The 14,126-nt window shown below is 68.5% G+C and carries 11 protein-coding genes; 8 read left to right on the forward strand and 3 right to left on the reverse strand.

From position 1 onward, the window contains the following. Positions 1–127: 127 nt before the first annotated feature. The 8 genes from AC07OD_RS25245 to AC07OD_RS25280 all read left to right on the forward strand — a co-directional run bounded on the left by AC07OD_RS25245 (position 128) and on the right by AC07OD_RS25280 (position 10,384). Positions 128–1,615: a nucleobase:cation symporter-2 family protein gene (locus AC07OD_RS25245; protein WP_494598309.1), complete on the forward strand. Its 1,488-nt coding sequence runs from the start codon at positions 128–130 to the stop codon at positions 1,613–1,615. 375 nt (positions 1,616–1,990) lie between these two features. Continuing rightward, positions 1,991–4,297, forward strand: a complete 2,307-nt coding sequence (locus tag AC07OD_RS25250) for an NADP-dependent malic enzyme (protein WP_218293600.1) — start codon at positions 1,991–1,993, stop codon at positions 4,295–4,297. A 351-nt stretch (positions 4,298–4,648) separates the two neighbouring features. Further along, positions 4,649–5,683, forward strand: coding sequence for an ABC transporter substrate-binding protein (locus AC07OD_RS25255; protein ID WP_218293599.1), 1,035 nt, complete (start codon positions 4,649–4,651; stop codon positions 5,681–5,683). 217 nt (positions 5,684–5,900) lie between these two features. Continuing rightward, positions 5,901–6,725, forward strand: coding sequence for an ABC transporter ATP-binding protein (locus AC07OD_RS25260; protein WP_218293598.1), 825 nt, complete (start codon positions 5,901–5,903; stop codon positions 6,723–6,725). Positions 6,726–6,745: 20 nt separating this feature from the next. Next, positions 6,746–7,513, forward strand: coding sequence for an ABC transporter permease (locus AC07OD_RS25265; protein WP_218293597.1), 768 nt, complete (start codon positions 6,746–6,748; stop codon positions 7,511–7,513). Between the two features lie 112 nt (positions 7,514–7,625). Beyond that, entirely contained in the window at positions 7,626–8,675 is a 1,050-nt protein-coding gene (locus tag AC07OD_RS25270) for a patatin-like phospholipase family protein (protein ID WP_218341478.1), read from the forward strand. A gap of 245 nt (positions 8,676–8,920) precedes the next feature. Continuing rightward, positions 8,921–9,457, forward strand: coding sequence for a nucleoside deaminase (locus tag AC07OD_RS25275; protein ID WP_492254744.1), 537 nt, complete (start codon positions 8,921–8,923; stop codon positions 9,455–9,457). A gap of 96 nt (positions 9,458–9,553) precedes the next feature. After that, on the forward strand, positions 9,554–10,384 hold the full coding sequence (locus AC07OD_RS25280; protein ID WP_492808714.1) for an urease accessory protein UreD: 831 nt from the start codon (positions 9,554–9,556) through the stop codon (positions 10,382–10,384). 100 nt (positions 10,385–10,484) lie between these two features. On the opposite strand, the gene AC07OD_RS25285 is transcribed toward AC07OD_RS25280, so the two are convergent. The 3 genes from AC07OD_RS25285 to AC07OD_RS25295 form a co-directional block, all read right to left on the reverse strand. Continuing rightward, positions 10,485–11,183, reverse strand: a complete 699-nt coding sequence (locus AC07OD_RS25285; RefSeq protein ID WP_494598310.1) for an IPTL-CTERM sorting domain-containing protein — start codon at positions 11,181–11,183, stop codon at positions 10,485–10,487. Between the two features lie 183 nt (positions 11,184–11,366). Further along, positions 11,367–12,593 carry an alanine transaminase gene (gene alaC / locus AC07OD_RS25290; protein WP_218293592.1) on the reverse strand — a complete coding sequence of 409 codons (1,227 nt, stop codon included), beginning with the start codon at positions 12,591–12,593 and terminating at the stop codon, positions 11,367–11,369. A gap of 134 nt (positions 12,594–12,727) precedes the next feature. Continuing rightward, a complete protein-coding gene (locus tag AC07OD_RS25295) occupies positions 12,728–13,957 on the reverse strand; it encodes an MFS transporter (RefSeq protein WP_494598311.1) in 1,230 nt (409 codons plus the stop codon). Positions 13,958–14,126 lie beyond the last annotated feature (169 nt).

Raw genomic sequence — 14,126 nt, forward strand, 5'->3', positions numbered from 1 at the left:
TAGGGTTTACCTTGATCAACGGCCGGGCTAATGTGTATACGATTTTTGTATGGACAACTGTGCACCATCTGATGCGCCGTCTCCACCCCTGAATCCCCACACCCCCGTCAACCCAAAGGAACCTCCCATGCACCCGCCCGTACATCCCGTGGACGAACATTTGCCGGTGGGCCGGCTCACGGCCCTGGGCCTGCAACACGTGCTGGTGATGTATGCCGGCGCCGTGGCCGTGCCCCTCATCGTGGGCCGGGCCCTCAACCTCACTCCCGACCAGGTGGCCAAGCTCATCTCGGCGGACCTGTTCGTCTGCGGGCTCGTCACCCTGATCCAGGCCCTGGGCGCGTCGCGCTGGTTCGGCATCCAGCTGCCGGTGATGATGGGCGTGACCTTCGCCTCCGTCGCGCCCATGGTGTCGATGGCGCAGAGCACGGGCGGCACGGCCGGCGCCGGGCTGATCTTCGGCTCGGTGATCGGCGCGGGGGTCATCTCGATCCTGATCGCGCCCCTGGTCAGCCGCATGCTGCGGTTCTTCCCCCCCGTGGTCACCGGCACCATCATTGCCACCATCGGCATCAGCCTCATGCGCGTGGGGATCAACTGGATCTTTGGCAACCCGGTGGGCCCCACGGCCCCCAGCATGGTGAACCCCGAGCACCTCAAGTGGCTCACCGAGATGCAGTCCGCGGCGGGCGCTCCGGGCTCGTCGCTGCCCCCCGTCCCCAAGGGATTCGCCGTGGTGCCCACGGTACCCAACCCGCGCTACGCGGACCTCACGGGCGTCGGCATTTCGGCCCTGGTGCTGGTCTCCATCCTGCTGATCGCCAAGTTCGCCAAGGGGTTCGTCGCCAACATCTCGGTGCTGCTGGGCATCGTCATCGGCGCCGTGGTGGCCGTGGCCATGGGGCTGATGTCGTTCGAGAAGGTGGCCAAGGCCCAGTGGTTCGACCTGGTCCTGCCGTTCGAGATCGCCAGCCCGGTGTTCGACCCCATCCTGATCCTGACGATGACCCTCGTGATGATCGTCGTGATGATCGAATCCACGGGCATGTTCCTGGCGCTGGGCGAGATGACCGACCGCAAGATCGACCAGAACGCGCTCACGCGCGGACTGCGCACCGACGGCCTGGGCACGCTGCTGGGCGGGATCTTCAACACCTTTCCGTACACCAGCTTCTCGCAGAACGTGGGGCTCGTGGCGGTCACGGGCGTCAAGAGCCGCTTTGTCTGCGTGGCGGGCGGCGTGATCCTCATCGTGCTGGGCGTGCTGCCCAAGATGGCGGCGCTGGTGGAGTCCCTGCCCACCATGGTGCTGGGGGGTGCGGGCCTGGTGATGTTCGGCATGGTGGCCGCCACGGGCATCCGCATCCTGGGCGGCGTGGACTTCAAGAACAACCGCTTCAACGCCATGATCGTGGCGGTGTCGATCGGCGTGGGCATGATCCCGCTGATCGCTCCCAACTTCCGCCAGTGGATGCCACACGCCATCCACCCCCTCATCGAATCCGGCATCCTGCTGGCCTCGATCACGGCCGTGGCGCTGAATGTGTTCTTCAATGGCGCCAGCCGCGACACCTCGGCCGCCGTGAATGCGGCCCGCCAGGCCGACGCACATTGATGGAGGGGCCCGCGGCCGCGCGCCACCCCGGCGCGGGGGCGGGCCGGCGGCATCGGGCAGCCGGCACCCGCCGCAGCAAAACACCTGTGACCAAGGCCGGTGGAATGGGCGGCCGAACGCGCCACGCAGAGTGCCTCCGCAACGGCGCGCACGGTGGCGACGTGGAAGCCCGCAGCCCGCGCAAGCCCCGCCCACGCCCGGCCCGCGCTGCCCCTGCCGCTGCGCGGGCCCTCCACGGGCCCGGCGCGCGCCCGGGCGGCCGGTATCCGGCGAGGGGCGGATTCCATGCAATGAAGGCATTAACCCCCATTCCGGCGCCTCCTGCCATGGGGTAAGCTCATTTGGCATTTTGCTGAGCATCTCCAGGATTTCCGTATGACCCAGACACTTTCCGCCGCCGAAGAGGCCCTGCGCGACGCCGCGCGCGAGTACCACCGCAACCCCAGCCGGGGCAAGATTTCGGTCACTCCCACCAAGCCCCTGTCCAACCAGCGCGACCTGTCGCTGGCGTACTCGCCCGGCGTGGCCTACCCCTGCCTGGACATCCAGGCCGACCCGTCCAAGGCGTTCGACTACACCTCGCGCGGCAACCTCGTGGGCGTGATCACCAACGGCACCGCCGTGCTGGGCCTGGGCGACATCGGCCCGCTGGCCGGCAAGCCGGTGATGGAGGGCAAGGGCTGCCTGTTCAAGAAGTTCGCGGGCGTCGACGTGTTCGACATCGAACTGGCCGAGCGCGACCCGGACAAGCTGGTGGAGATCATCGCCGCGCTGGAACCCACGCTGGGCGGCATCAACCTCGAGGACATCAAGGCTCCCGAGTGCTTCTACATCGAAAAGCAGCTGTCCGACCGGCTGAACATTCCCGTCTTCCACGACGACCAGCACGGCACGGCCATCATCTCCAGCGCCGCGCTGCTCAACGGCCTGGAGCTGGTGGGCAAGGACATCGGCGCGGTGAAGATCGCCGTCTCGGGCGCGGGCGCGGCCGCGATTGCCTGCGTGGGCGTGATGGTGGGCCTGGGCGTGAAGGTGGAAAACATCTTCATGTGCGACTCCAAGGGCGTGATCTATGAAGGCCGCCCCGGCGGCTACGACGAATCCAAGGCGCGCTACGCCCAGAAGACCGACGCGCGCACGCTGGCCGACGCCGTCCACGGCGCGGATGTCTTCCTGGGCTGCTCGGCCCCCGGCGTGCTCACGGCCGAGATGGTCAAGACGATGGCCGACAGACCCATCATCCTGGCCCTGGCCAACCCCGAGCCCGAGATCCGCCCCGAACTCGCCAAGGCCATCCGCCCCGACTGCATCATCGCCACGGGCCGCTCGGACTATCCCAACCAGGTCAACAACGTCCTGTGCTTCCCCTACATCTTCCGGGGCGCGCTCGACTGCGGCGCCACGAAGATCACCGAGGCGATGAAGCTTGCCTGCGTGCGCCAGATCGCCGACCTGGCCAAGGCCGACATCAGCGAAGAGGTGGCCAGCGCCTATGCGGGCAAGGAGCTCACCTTCGGCCCGGACTACCTGATCCCCACGCCGTTCGACTCGCGCCTGATCCTCAAGATCGCGCCCGCGGTGGCGAAGGCCGCGGCCGAATCGGGCGTGGCCACGCGCCCCATCACCGACATGGAGGCCTACAAGGAGGCCCTGTCGCGCTTCGTCTACCAGACCGGCATGCTGATGCGCCCCGTGATCAACGCGGCCAAGGCCCTGCCGGACGCGCAAAAGCGCGTGGCCTATGCCGACGGCGAGGACGAGCGCGCGCTGCGTGCCGCGCAGATGGCCATCGACGACAAGATCGCCGTGCCCATCCTGATCGGCCGCCCCGCCGTCATCGCCGCCCGCATCGAGAAGGCCGGCCTGCGCATGCGCCTGGGACAGGACGTGGAAGTGTGCAACCCCGAGGACGACCCCCGGTTTCGCCAGTACTGGGAGCACTACCACCAGCTCATGAAGCGCAACGGCGCCACGCCCGAGGTGGCCAAGGCCGCCGTGCGCCGCTCCAACACCATCATCGCCTCGCTGATGGTCGCGCTGGGCGATGCCGACGCCATGATCTGCGGCCTGGTGGGCACCTATGAAACGCACCTGGAACGCATCCACAGCATCCTGGGCCGCGAGGAGGGCGTGAACGACTACGCCGCGCTCAACGCGCTGATGACCAACCGGGGCACGCTCTTCATCGCCGACACCTATGTGAACGAGAACCCCACGGCCCAGCAGCTGGCGGACATCGCCTGGATGTCGGTGCAGGAGGTGCAACGCTTTGGCCTGCCGGCCAAGGTCGCCTTCCTGTCGCACTCCAGCTATGGCTCGTCCAAGCGCGCCTCGGCCCGCAAGATGCGCGAGGCGCGCGACCTGTTCGTGGCCGCCCACCCCGGGATCGAATGCGACGGCGAACTGCATGGCGATGCCGCGCTGGAGCCCAACATCCGCAACGCCTACATGGCGGACTCCACGCTCACCGATTCGGCCAACCTGCTGATCTGCCCCAACCTGGACGCGGCCAACATCCTCTACAACGTGCTCAAGACCACGACCAGCGGCGGCGTGACCGTGGGCCCCATCCTCATGGGCGGTGCGGCCACGGCCTACATCCTCACCCCCGCCGCCACCGTGCGCCGCGTGTTCAACATGACGGCGCTGGCCGTGGCCAGCGCGGCGGCACGCCCCAAGTAAGGGCGCCGCGCCGCGGGTGCAATGCCCGCGGCGCCTGCCAGCCCCCCTGGCATGCACCGTGGCGGGGCCTTCAGCGCCGGAGCGGCCGGCGGGTGTGCCTGCGGCGCACCATTTCGGGAAACCCTGCATGCGCGCCTGCACCGCTTCGGTGAACAATGGTCCGCTGCCTGACATTACAACCACCAAAGCGGGCATCGTTTTTGCTGACCCTGACGGCATGGGCCCCGCGCGCCCGGCCCCACCGGTCGGTCGCCGTGTTGCCCGTCCCTCTCGCCTGCCCTTCTTGTTCTTCTTTCTTCGTCCTTGTTCTTCGCTCGCCGCGTCCCTTGCCGTCTTCTGACAGGAGCCCCCATGAAAAAACGCTCGTTCTTGCAAACCACCGTGCTGATGATGGCCGCCACCGGCCTGTTCTCGCTGGCCCAGGCGCAAACGCCCACGCCGATCAAGTTCCAGCTCGACTGGCGCTTTGAAGGCCCCGCCGCGCTGTTCCTGCAGCCCGTGGCCAAGGGCTACTTCAAGGCGGCGGGCCTGGATGTGACGGTGGATGCCGGCAACGGCTCGGGCGGCGCCGTGCAGCGCGTGGCCTCGGGCACCTACGACATGGGCTTTGCCGACCTGGCCGCCGTGATGGAGTTCCACGCCAACAACCCCGACGCGCAGAACAAGCCCGTGGCGGTGATGATGGTCTACAACAACACGCCCGCCTCCGTGATGGCGCTCAAGAAGAGCGGCATCGCCAAGCCGGCCGACCTGGCGGGCAAGAAGCTGGGCGCACCCGTGTTCGACGCGGGCCGCCGCGCGTTCCCCATCTTCCAGAAGGCCAACGCCATCGGCAGCGTGCAATGGACCGCCATGGACCCACCCCTGCGCGAGACCATGCTGGTGCGCGGCGACGTGGACGCGATCACCGGCTTCACCTTCACCTCGCTCCTGAACCTGGAGGCGCGTGGCGCCAAGGCGGCCGACGTGGTGGTGCTGCCCTATGCCGACTTCGGTGTGAAGCTCTACGGCAACGTGATCATCGCGTCGCCGAAGCTCATCAAGGAGAACCCCGCGGCCATCAAGGCCTTCCTCTCGGCCTTCGCCAAGGGCGCCAAGGAAGTGATCGCCAACCCCGGGGCGGCCATCGAGCACGTGAAGGCGCGCGACGGCATCGTGAACGTGCCGCTGGAAACGCGCCGCCTGCAACTGGCCATCGACACCGTGATCAACAGCCCCGACGCGCGCGCCGAGGGCTTTGGCCAGGCCAAGCCCGGCCGCCTGTCGCTGATGGCCTCGCAGGTGTCGGATGCGTTCAACACCAAGACGCGCGTGAACGCCGACGATGTGTGGAACGCCAGCTTCCTGCCCGGCGCGGCCGAGCTGAACATCCTGCCCAAGAAGTGAAACACCCCCTGAGTCGCTTCGCGCCTTTCCCCTCTCTCACATGGCTTCGCAATCCCGGAGGGGGCCGCCCCCATGCGGCGGGGCGGTCCTTGCACGGGGGCGCTGGCTTGAGCCTCGCCAGTTTCGTGCGGGGTGGGTGGCGCTCGGCGCTATTGAAAACTGAAATGCATGGGCCGCTCGCCCGGCCCGGTGCGCAACCTTTATTTACGGACACCTGATGCAGGCTGCCGATTCCTATTTCGTGGATTTTCGTGACGTCTGGCTCGCCTACAACGACGAGCTGCGCGCGCAGAACCATTTCGCCGTCGAGGCCATCGACCTGCAGGTGCGGCGCGGCGAGTTCATCGCCATCGTCGGTCCTTCGGGCTGCGGCAAGTCCACCTTCATGAAGCTGGCCACGGGCCTGAAGATGCCGTCGATGGGCAAGATCCTCATCGACGGCCAGCCCGTGACCGGCCCGCTCAAGATCTCGGGCATGGCCTTCCAGGCCCCTTCGCTGCTGCCCTGGCGCACCACGGTGGACAACGTGCTGCTGCCGCTGGAGATCGTGGAGCCGTACCGCAGCAGCTTCAAGCAAAAGCGCAAGGAGTACGAAGAGCGCGCGCGCCGCCTGCTGCAGAAAGTGGGCCTGGCCGGCTACGAGGACAAGTTCCCCTGGCAGCTGTCGGGCGGCATGCAGCAGCGCGCCAGCATCTGCCGCGCGCTCATCCACGAGCCCAAGATGCTGCTGCTCGACGAGCCCTTCGGCGCGCTCGACGCGTTCACGCGCGAGGAGCTCTGGTGCATCCTGCGCGACCTGTGGACCGAACAGCGGTTCAACGTGATCCTGGTCACCCACGACCTGCGCGAGTCGGTCTTCCTGGCCGACACGGTGTACGTGATGAGCAAGAGCCCGGGCCGCTTCGTCGTCAGGAAGGAGATCGAGCTGCCGCGCCCGCGCGAGCTGGAGATCACCTACACCAAGGAATTCACCGACATCGTGCACGAGCTGCGCGGCCACATCGGCGCCCTGCGCAAGGCCGGCGCGCCCCTCCAGCAATAGATTGATCCGAGCCTGTTTCCATGCACAAGAAAACCGTAGAACGCTGGTCTCCCTGGATCCTGCTGGTCGCGATCATCCTGCTCTGGCAGATCATCTGCTCGGCCTTCAACGTGTCCGAGTTCATCTTCCCCAGCCCCTGGGCCATCGCCACCCAGCTGGTCGAGTTCGGCGGCGTCATCGCGGGCCACGCATGGCGCACCTTCTGGGTGACCATGGCCGGCTTTGGCATCGCCATCGTGGTGGGGGTGCTGCTGGGCTTCGTGATCGGCAGTTCGCGCATCGCCTACGCGGCGGTCTATCCACTGATGACCGCCTTCAACGCGCTGCCCAAGGCGGCGTTCGTGCCCATCCTGGTGGTGTGGTTCGGCATCGGCGTGGGGCCGGCCATCCTCACGGCGTTCCTCATCAGCTTCTTCCCGATCATGGTGAACATCGCCACCGGCCTGGCCACGCTGGAGCCCGAGCTCGAAGACGTGCTGCGCGTGCTGGGCGCCAGGCGCTGGGACGTGCTCACCAAGGTCGGCCTGCCGCGCTCCATGCCCTACTTCTTCGGCTCTCTCAAGGTGGCGATCACGCTGGCCTTCGTGGGCACCACGGTGAGCGAGATGACCGCCGCCAACGAAGGCATCGGCTACCTGCTGATCAGCGCGGGCTCCTCCATGCAGATGGGCCTGGCGTTCGCCGGCCTGATGGTGGTGGGCGCGATGGCGATGGTGATGTACGAACTGTTCAGCTGGGTTGAAAAGCGCACCACCGGCTGGGCCCACCGGGGCTCGCAGGGAGAGTGAAGGCCCGGCCGCGCCGGTAGCGGCGTGCAAGGCCCCGGCGCCACGGCAGCGCCTCTCTTCTTTACAGCCTGCCGCTATACTCGCCGCCCCGTCGACAACAGGATTCCTTGGCATGCGGTTGGAAGTCTTTTTGCGCCCCCTGGCGCTTGTGGGTTGCCTGGGCCTCGCGGCGTGCGGCGGCACGCCCCCGCAACAGCCCGCCACGCCCGCACAGGGCGCGGCCGCCACCGGCACCCCATCCCCAGGCGCGCCCATCAAGGTGGGCATCGCCCTGGGCGGGGGCGCCGCCAAGGGCTTCGCGCACATCGGCGTGATCAAGATGCTGGAAGCCAATGGCTTCGCCCCCGCCGTCGTCTCCGGCACCAGCGCGGGCAGCGTGGTGGGCGCGCTGTACGCCAGCGGCATGAATGCGTTCGAGATGCAGGAAAAAGCCGTGGCGCTCGACGAAGCCAAGATCCGCGACCTGCAGCTGTCGTCCGGCGGGCTGGTGCTGGGCCAGAAGCTCGAGGACTACGTCAACGAGCAGGTGCGCCGCAAGCCCCTGGAGCAAATGGCCAAGCCTTTCGTGGTGGTGGCCACCCGGCTCGAGGACGGCGAGCGCACCGTGTTTTCGCGCGGCAACACGGGCCAGGCCGTGCGCGCCTCAAGCAGCGTGCCGGGCGTGTTCCAGCCGGTCACCATCGGCAAGTACCACTTCGTGGACGGCGGCATCGTGAGCCCCGTGCCGGTGGATGCGGCGCGCCAGCTGGGCGCGGACATCGTGGTCGCCGTGGACATCTCCAACAAGGCCCGGGGCCAGTCGCCAGGCAACATGCTGGGCGCGCTGAACCAGTCGATCGCCATCATGGGCCAGAAGCTGGGCCAGGCCGAACTGGCACGCGCCGACGTCATCATCAGCCCCAAGGTGCTGGACATCGGCCCGGCGGATTTCAGCCAGCGCGCCGGCGCAATCCTGGAAGGCGAGAAGGCCGCCCTGGCCGCCATGCCGCAGATCCGCGAACGCATCGCGCAGCTGCAGGCCGAGCGCGCCCGCGCGGCGCAGCAAGCCCAGCAAAAGGTCCTGGAGGCCGAGTACAAGTCCTGCCTGGACAACCGCTCGCGCCTGCAAAGGCTGGCGGGCATGGCGGGGCTGGACGACCCCTGCCCCGCGCCCGGCAGGTAGCCCGCCGGCCCGGCAGGCCCCCGAGGGCCCGGCCCCGCTGCGCGACATGCGCGCCCGGTACGGTATCGCCCACGTCACGGGAACGGCTCCTTGCTGCGGCGTGCCCACCACACCCCCACCGCGCCACCGGGGACCGCCCCGCGCCTCGGGCAGCACGGCGAAAGCCATGCACACATGTCACACAATGTTCTTGGCATGCCCCATGCATGCCGCTGGGCGCAACACACCATGCCCGGAGACAGCCCATGCCTGCCCTCATGTCCGCAGCGCCCCCCCAGCCCGGCGAAGCAGCCGCCCTTGCCGCCAACGACGGCGTGTACCTGCGCCAGGCCATCGCGTGGTCGTGCCGTGCCCGCGCGCGCGGCAACCCGCCGTTTGGCGCGGTGGTGATCGGCGCGCAGGGCGAGCTGCTGTCCGAGGCGTACTGCAACACCGCCGAAACGGGCGACTGCACCGGCCATGCCGAAACCAATGCCGTGCGCCAGATCAGCGCGCGCGTAGACCGCGACACGCTGGCGGGTGCCACGCTCTACACCTCGGCAGAGCCGTGCGTGATGTGCGCGGGCGCCATCTTCTGGTCGGGCATCGGCCGCGTGGTGTTCGGCATCGACGCGGCGCGCCTGCACGCCCTGCAGGTGCCCCGCTCCCGGCAGGCCTATGCGGCAGCAGCAGCCCTCTCGGGGCGCGACGTGCTGGCGGCGTCGCCCCGTTTCATCGAATGCATCGGCCCCGCCCTCGTGGCCGAAGCCAGCGCGCCACACGTGGGGTTCTGGTCGTCCTGAGCGAGAAGGCTTCGCCAGGGCCCGGCGCCTGGGCCGCCACCGCTTGCCCACGGGGCATAATCAGCTACTCATTTAATAGCAAAAGACACCCGCACCATGCCCTGGCACGCGCGCCTGCAGCTGAACTACTCGGTAGAAAACGCCCGCACCGTGGCGCGCCATGAGCACAGCGGACCGCTGCGCATCCTGCAGAGCCTGTACCCCGAAGGCGACGCGATTTGCCACAACGTGCTGGTGCATCCGCCCGGCGGACTGGTGGGCGGCGACACGCTGGACATCACCGCCACCGTGGGCCCGGGCGCGCACGGCCTCGTCACCACACCGGGCGCCACGCGCTTTTACCGATCCACCGGCCCGCTGGCGCTGCAGCGCAGCCACCTCACCCTGGCCGAGGGTGCGCGGCTCGAATGGCTGCCGCTGGAGGCGCTGTGCTACAGCGCCTGCAATGCCGAGAACCACCTCACGCTGAACCTCGCCCCCGGCGCCGAATGCATGGGCTGGGACGTCACGGCCCTGGGCCTGCCCCACGCCAACCAGCCGTTCGACACCGGCCGCTTCGCACAGCACCTCGAAGTGCCCGGCCTGTGGCTGGAGCGCGGCGTGATCGACGCGGCCGACCAGCGCCTGCTGAACAGTCCCCTGGGCCTGGCGGGGCACCGCTGCCTGGCCAGCCTGTTCTTTGCCGCCGGCACCCCGCTGGACCGCCCCCGCCGCGACGCCGCCCTGGACGCCGCGCGCGCCGTGGTGGACGGCCATGCACTCCAGGCCAGCGCCGGCGCCACCAGCCCCAATGCGCAGATGGTCGTGCTGCGCGTGCTGGCGCCACAGGTGGAGCCCGCGATGCAGTTGCTCAAGGCCGTGCGCATGGCCTGGCGGGAGGTGCTGTGGGAATTGGAGGGCGAAGCGCCCCGCATCTGGGCCATGTAGGGCCAGCAGGCCTGCTGGCCCGGCCTGGCCAGGGCGGCACACACGGCAGGGCCGAAACCCTGCCGCAGTGCTGCGCCCGGCGGGGCCAGGCCACGCCCCGTCAGGAGGGCACGGAGCCTGCGCTGGCCCGGGAACGATGGCGCAGTGCCACCAAGGCGGCAATCGCCATGAACACGGCCATCAGGGCCAGGCTCCATTCGGCCAGGGTGGGAACAGCGGTGACGGCAGAGGGCGCCACGGCCCAGGCCCGGGCGGAACCAAATGCCAGCGACCGGCTGGTGTCGGCACCCAGGACGAGAACGCATGAATCCGGCACACCCGCGGGCGAGGCGCCGACGGTGAGGCACTGCGCGTTGTGGTCGACTTCCCCTGTTGCCAGGAACAAGACCCAGGAATGCCGGTCACCCGGCACATGGGGAGAGGTTCCGGTCAGCCAGCGCTGGATCCGGATGTTCGTGGTGGTGATGGCGCCGGAGGCGTTGGTGGATACGTTGAAAAAGAAGATGCGGACGGCCGGGTCTGCACTGGAATAGGTATTGATGCCATCCGAGAAGCTGAAGGCCGTGACCAGGGGCGCCACGTTCGCGGCAGAGAGATTGGCCGCCAGCGGGGCGGAGGTTGTGAACGAGCCTGATGCGCCCATGCTTGTATTGAAGTTCTGGCAGGGGCCCGTCACACACAGGGTGAAATCGATGAACAGGTTGTAGTTGCCGGTCGCGGTGGCCACGTAGGTCGTGGGCTGCGCATGGGCCACGGCTGCGGCGCACAGCATCACCAGCGCCGCGAGCCAATTCTTCATACATTCCTTCATGGACCCCCCCTCCGCGTTTTGTGAAACGACAGGAGAGGGATCGTATAGGCATTCGCCCGCAATACCTATACGCCGATGGGCCCCCATGAACCCGCCCGATCAGCGGCGGCCCGTCCCGCCGGGGCCCGCTTCGAAAGCAGCCGCCATCCCGGCGGGCGTTTTCGGCAGGCCTCAGGCCGCCGCAGCCGCAGGCACCTTCAGCAAACCATCGGCCTTGAACATCGCGCGGATGCCGCGCACCGCCTGGCGGATGCGGGCCTCGTTCTCGATGAGGGCGAAGCGCACGTACTCGTCGCCCTGGTCGCCGAAGCCGATGCCGGGCGAGACGCAGACCTTGGCCTTGTCGAGCAGCTGGCGCGCGAATTCGAGGGAGCCCAGCGCGCGGTAGGGCTCGGGAATGCGGGCCCAGATGTACATGCTGGCCTTGGGGCAGTCCACGGCCCAGCCCGACTCCGTGAGGCCCTTGTAGAGCACGTCGCGGCGGCGCTGGTACTGGGCGGCGATGTCTTTCACGCACTGCTGGTCGCCCTCCAGCGCGGCGATGGCGGCCACCTGCAGGGGGGTGAAGGTGCCGTAGTCGTGGTAGCTCTTGATGCGCGCGAGCGCGGCCACGAGGTCGGGGTTGCCGACCATGAAGCCCACGCGCCAGCCGGCCATGTTGTAGCTCTTGGAGAGGGTGAAGAACTCCACGGCCACGTCCTTGGCGCCGGGCACTTCCATGATGCTGGGGGCGCGGTAGCCGTCGTACACGATGTCGGCATAGGCCAGGTCGTGCACCACCAGGATGTCGTGCTTCTTGGCCAGGGCGATCACGCGCTCGAAGAACGACAGCTCCACGCACTGCGCCGTGGGGTTGCTGGGAAAGCCGAAGATCATCATCTTGGGCTTGGGGTAGCTGCCACGGATGGCTTTCTCCAGCTCGGCGAAGAAGTCCACGTCGGGCGCCACGGGCACGCTGCGGATGTCGGCCCCGGCGATCACCGCGCCGTAGATGTGGATGGGATAGCTCGGGTCGGGCACGAGCACGGTGTCGCCCCGGTCCAGCGTGGCCAGCATCAGGTGGGCCAGCCCTTCCTTGGAGCCGATGGTGACGATGGCTTCCGTGTCGGGGTTGATGTCCACCGCATAGCGGTCCTTGTACCAGTGGCTGATGGCGCGGCGCAGGCGGGGGATGCCCTTGCTCGCGGAGTAGCCGTGCGTGTCGGGCCGCTGGGCCACTTCGGTGAGCTTGGCCACGATGTGCGGCGGGGTCGCGCCATCGGGGTTGCCCATGCTCATGTCGATGATGTCTTCGCCCCGGCGGCGGGCAGCCAGTTTCAGCTCGGCCGTGATGTTGAAGACGTAGGGAGGGAGGCGATCGATGCGCGCAAAGCGGCGCTTGCCCTGAGAAGCAGACATGCTGGTGAACTTTCACGTAAGCGCCCGAAACCGTCCGAGCGACGTGGCCAACAATGGGGTTGGCCCGGGTTCACTGTAACGCAGAACGCGGTGGCCGGTCTGCAGAGGGCGGCGCTGTAGCGCCGCCGCTACGCTCAGGCCTTGAGGCCCGCCGTGGCGCGCTGCGTGTTCCGCTCGCTGCCCATCGACCACGCGAACATGCCCACGCCGCCGATGCCCAGCAGAACGCCCACCCAGCCAGTGGATGTCCAGCCCATGCCGGCGGAAATCGCCACGCCGCCGAGCCAGGCACCGAGCGCGTTGGCGGCGTTGAAGGCCGAGTGGTTGAGCGCGGCGGCCAGGGTCTGCGCTTCGCCCGCCACGTCCATCAGGCGGATCTGCAGCGCGGGGCCGATGGCGACCAGCGTGCCCAGGAAGAAGGTGGCCAGCGCGGCGGTGACGGGGTGGTGCGCGGCGGGCACGAACAGCGCCAGCACCGCGATGGACCACAGCAGCACCTTGCCGATGGCGGGCATGAGGGCCTTGTCGGCCATGCGCGAGCCCACGATGTTGCCCGCCACCATGCCCAGGCCGAAGAGCGAGAGCACGAAAGGCATGAGCGCGGGCGGCATGCCGGCCACCTCCAGCAGCGTGGGCTTGATGTAGCTGAACACCGCGAACATGCCGCCAAAGCCGATGGCGCCGATGCCAAGGGTGAACCACACCTGCTTGCGCGCCAGCGCGCCCAGTTCGCGCAGGGGGCTGGCGCCGTGCGATGCGGGCATGTCGGGCACCCACAGGCGCACCATGACCACCGCAGCCACGGCGATGAGCCCCACGAAGACGAACGCCGCGCGCCAGCCGAAGTATTCGCCCAGGGCCGCCGCGATGGGCACGCCCACCAGGGTGGCCGTGGTCAGCCCCAGCATGACCCAGCCCACGGCGCGCGCGCGGCGCCCCGGTGGCGCCAGGGCCGCGGCCACGAGGGCGGCCACGCCGAAGTAGGTGCCGTGCGGCAAACCGGTGAACAACCGCATGGCGCTGAGCGACAGGTAGCCCGGCGCCAGCGCCGATGCGAAGTTGCCCAGCGCATACACCACCATCAGCGCCATGAGCAGCGCGCGCCGCCCCCAGTGGGCGCACAGCACGGCCAGCACCGGTGCACCGACCACCACGCCCAGCGCATAGGCGCTGATGACGTGGCCGGCCTGCGGAATGCTGACGCCGATGTCGCGCGCCACCTCGGGCAGCAGGCCCATGATGACGAATTCGCCCGTGCCGATGGAAAAGCCGCCGACCCCCAGGGCCAGCACGGCGCGCACCAGGGTGCGGTCGTCGGTCGGGGCGTGGGCGAGGGACGACGTGGGAGTCAGGGGCGCGGTCATGGCAGCAGGAACAACAGCAACAAAGGGGCGCTGCACCGGCAGGCGGCGGGCGGCGCAGGCGATGGACGGGGATGGAGAAGAAACGCAGTTACGGGGGTAAACCCGATTTTTGTAACCATAGCACGCCCCGCGCCGCCCTGCAGGGGCGAGGGCATGTGCAACCCCGGCA

It is taken from the genome of Acidovorax sp. GW821-FHT10E03, from assembly GCF_059415205.1.

Bases quoted from the DNA above. Each gene is read 5' to 3' on its own strand.
- AC07OD_RS25245 (WP_494598309.1), top strand. From the start codon at position 128: ATGCACCCGCCCGTACATCCCGTGGACGAACATTTGCCGGTGGGCCGG.
- AC07OD_RS25250 (WP_218293600.1), top strand. From the start codon at position 1,991: ATGACCCAGACACTTTCCGCCGCCGAAGAGGCCCTGCGCGACGCCGCG.
- AC07OD_RS25255 (WP_218293599.1), top strand. From the start codon at position 4,649: ATGAAAAAACGCTCGTTCTTGCAAACCACCGTGCTGATGATGGCCGCC.
- AC07OD_RS25260 (WP_218293598.1), top strand. From the start codon at position 5,901: ATGCAGGCTGCCGATTCCTATTTCGTGGATTTTCGTGACGTCTGGCTC.
- AC07OD_RS25265 (WP_218293597.1), top strand. From the start codon at position 6,746: ATGCACAAGAAAACCGTAGAACGCTGGTCTCCCTGGATCCTGCTGGTC.
- AC07OD_RS25270 (WP_218341478.1), top strand. From the start codon at position 7,626: ATGCGGTTGGAAGTCTTTTTGCGCCCCCTGGCGCTTGTGGGTTGCCTG.
- AC07OD_RS25275 (WP_492254744.1), top strand. From the start codon at position 8,921: ATGCCTGCCCTCATGTCCGCAGCGCCCCCCCAGCCCGGCGAAGCAGCC.
- AC07OD_RS25280 (WP_492808714.1), top strand. From the start codon at position 9,554: ATGCCCTGGCACGCGCGCCTGCAGCTGAACTACTCGGTAGAAAACGCC.
- AC07OD_RS25285 (WP_494598310.1), bottom strand. From the start codon at position 11,183: ATGAAGAATTGGCTCGCGGCGCTGGTGATGCTGTGCGCCGCAGCCGTG.
- alaC (WP_218293592.1), bottom strand. From the start codon at position 12,593: ATGTCTGCTTCTCAGGGCAAGCGCCGCTTTGCGCGCATCGATCGCCTC.
- AC07OD_RS25295 (WP_494598311.1), bottom strand. From the start codon at position 13,957: ATGACCGCGCCCCTGACTCCCACGTCGTCCCTCGCCCACGCCCCGACC.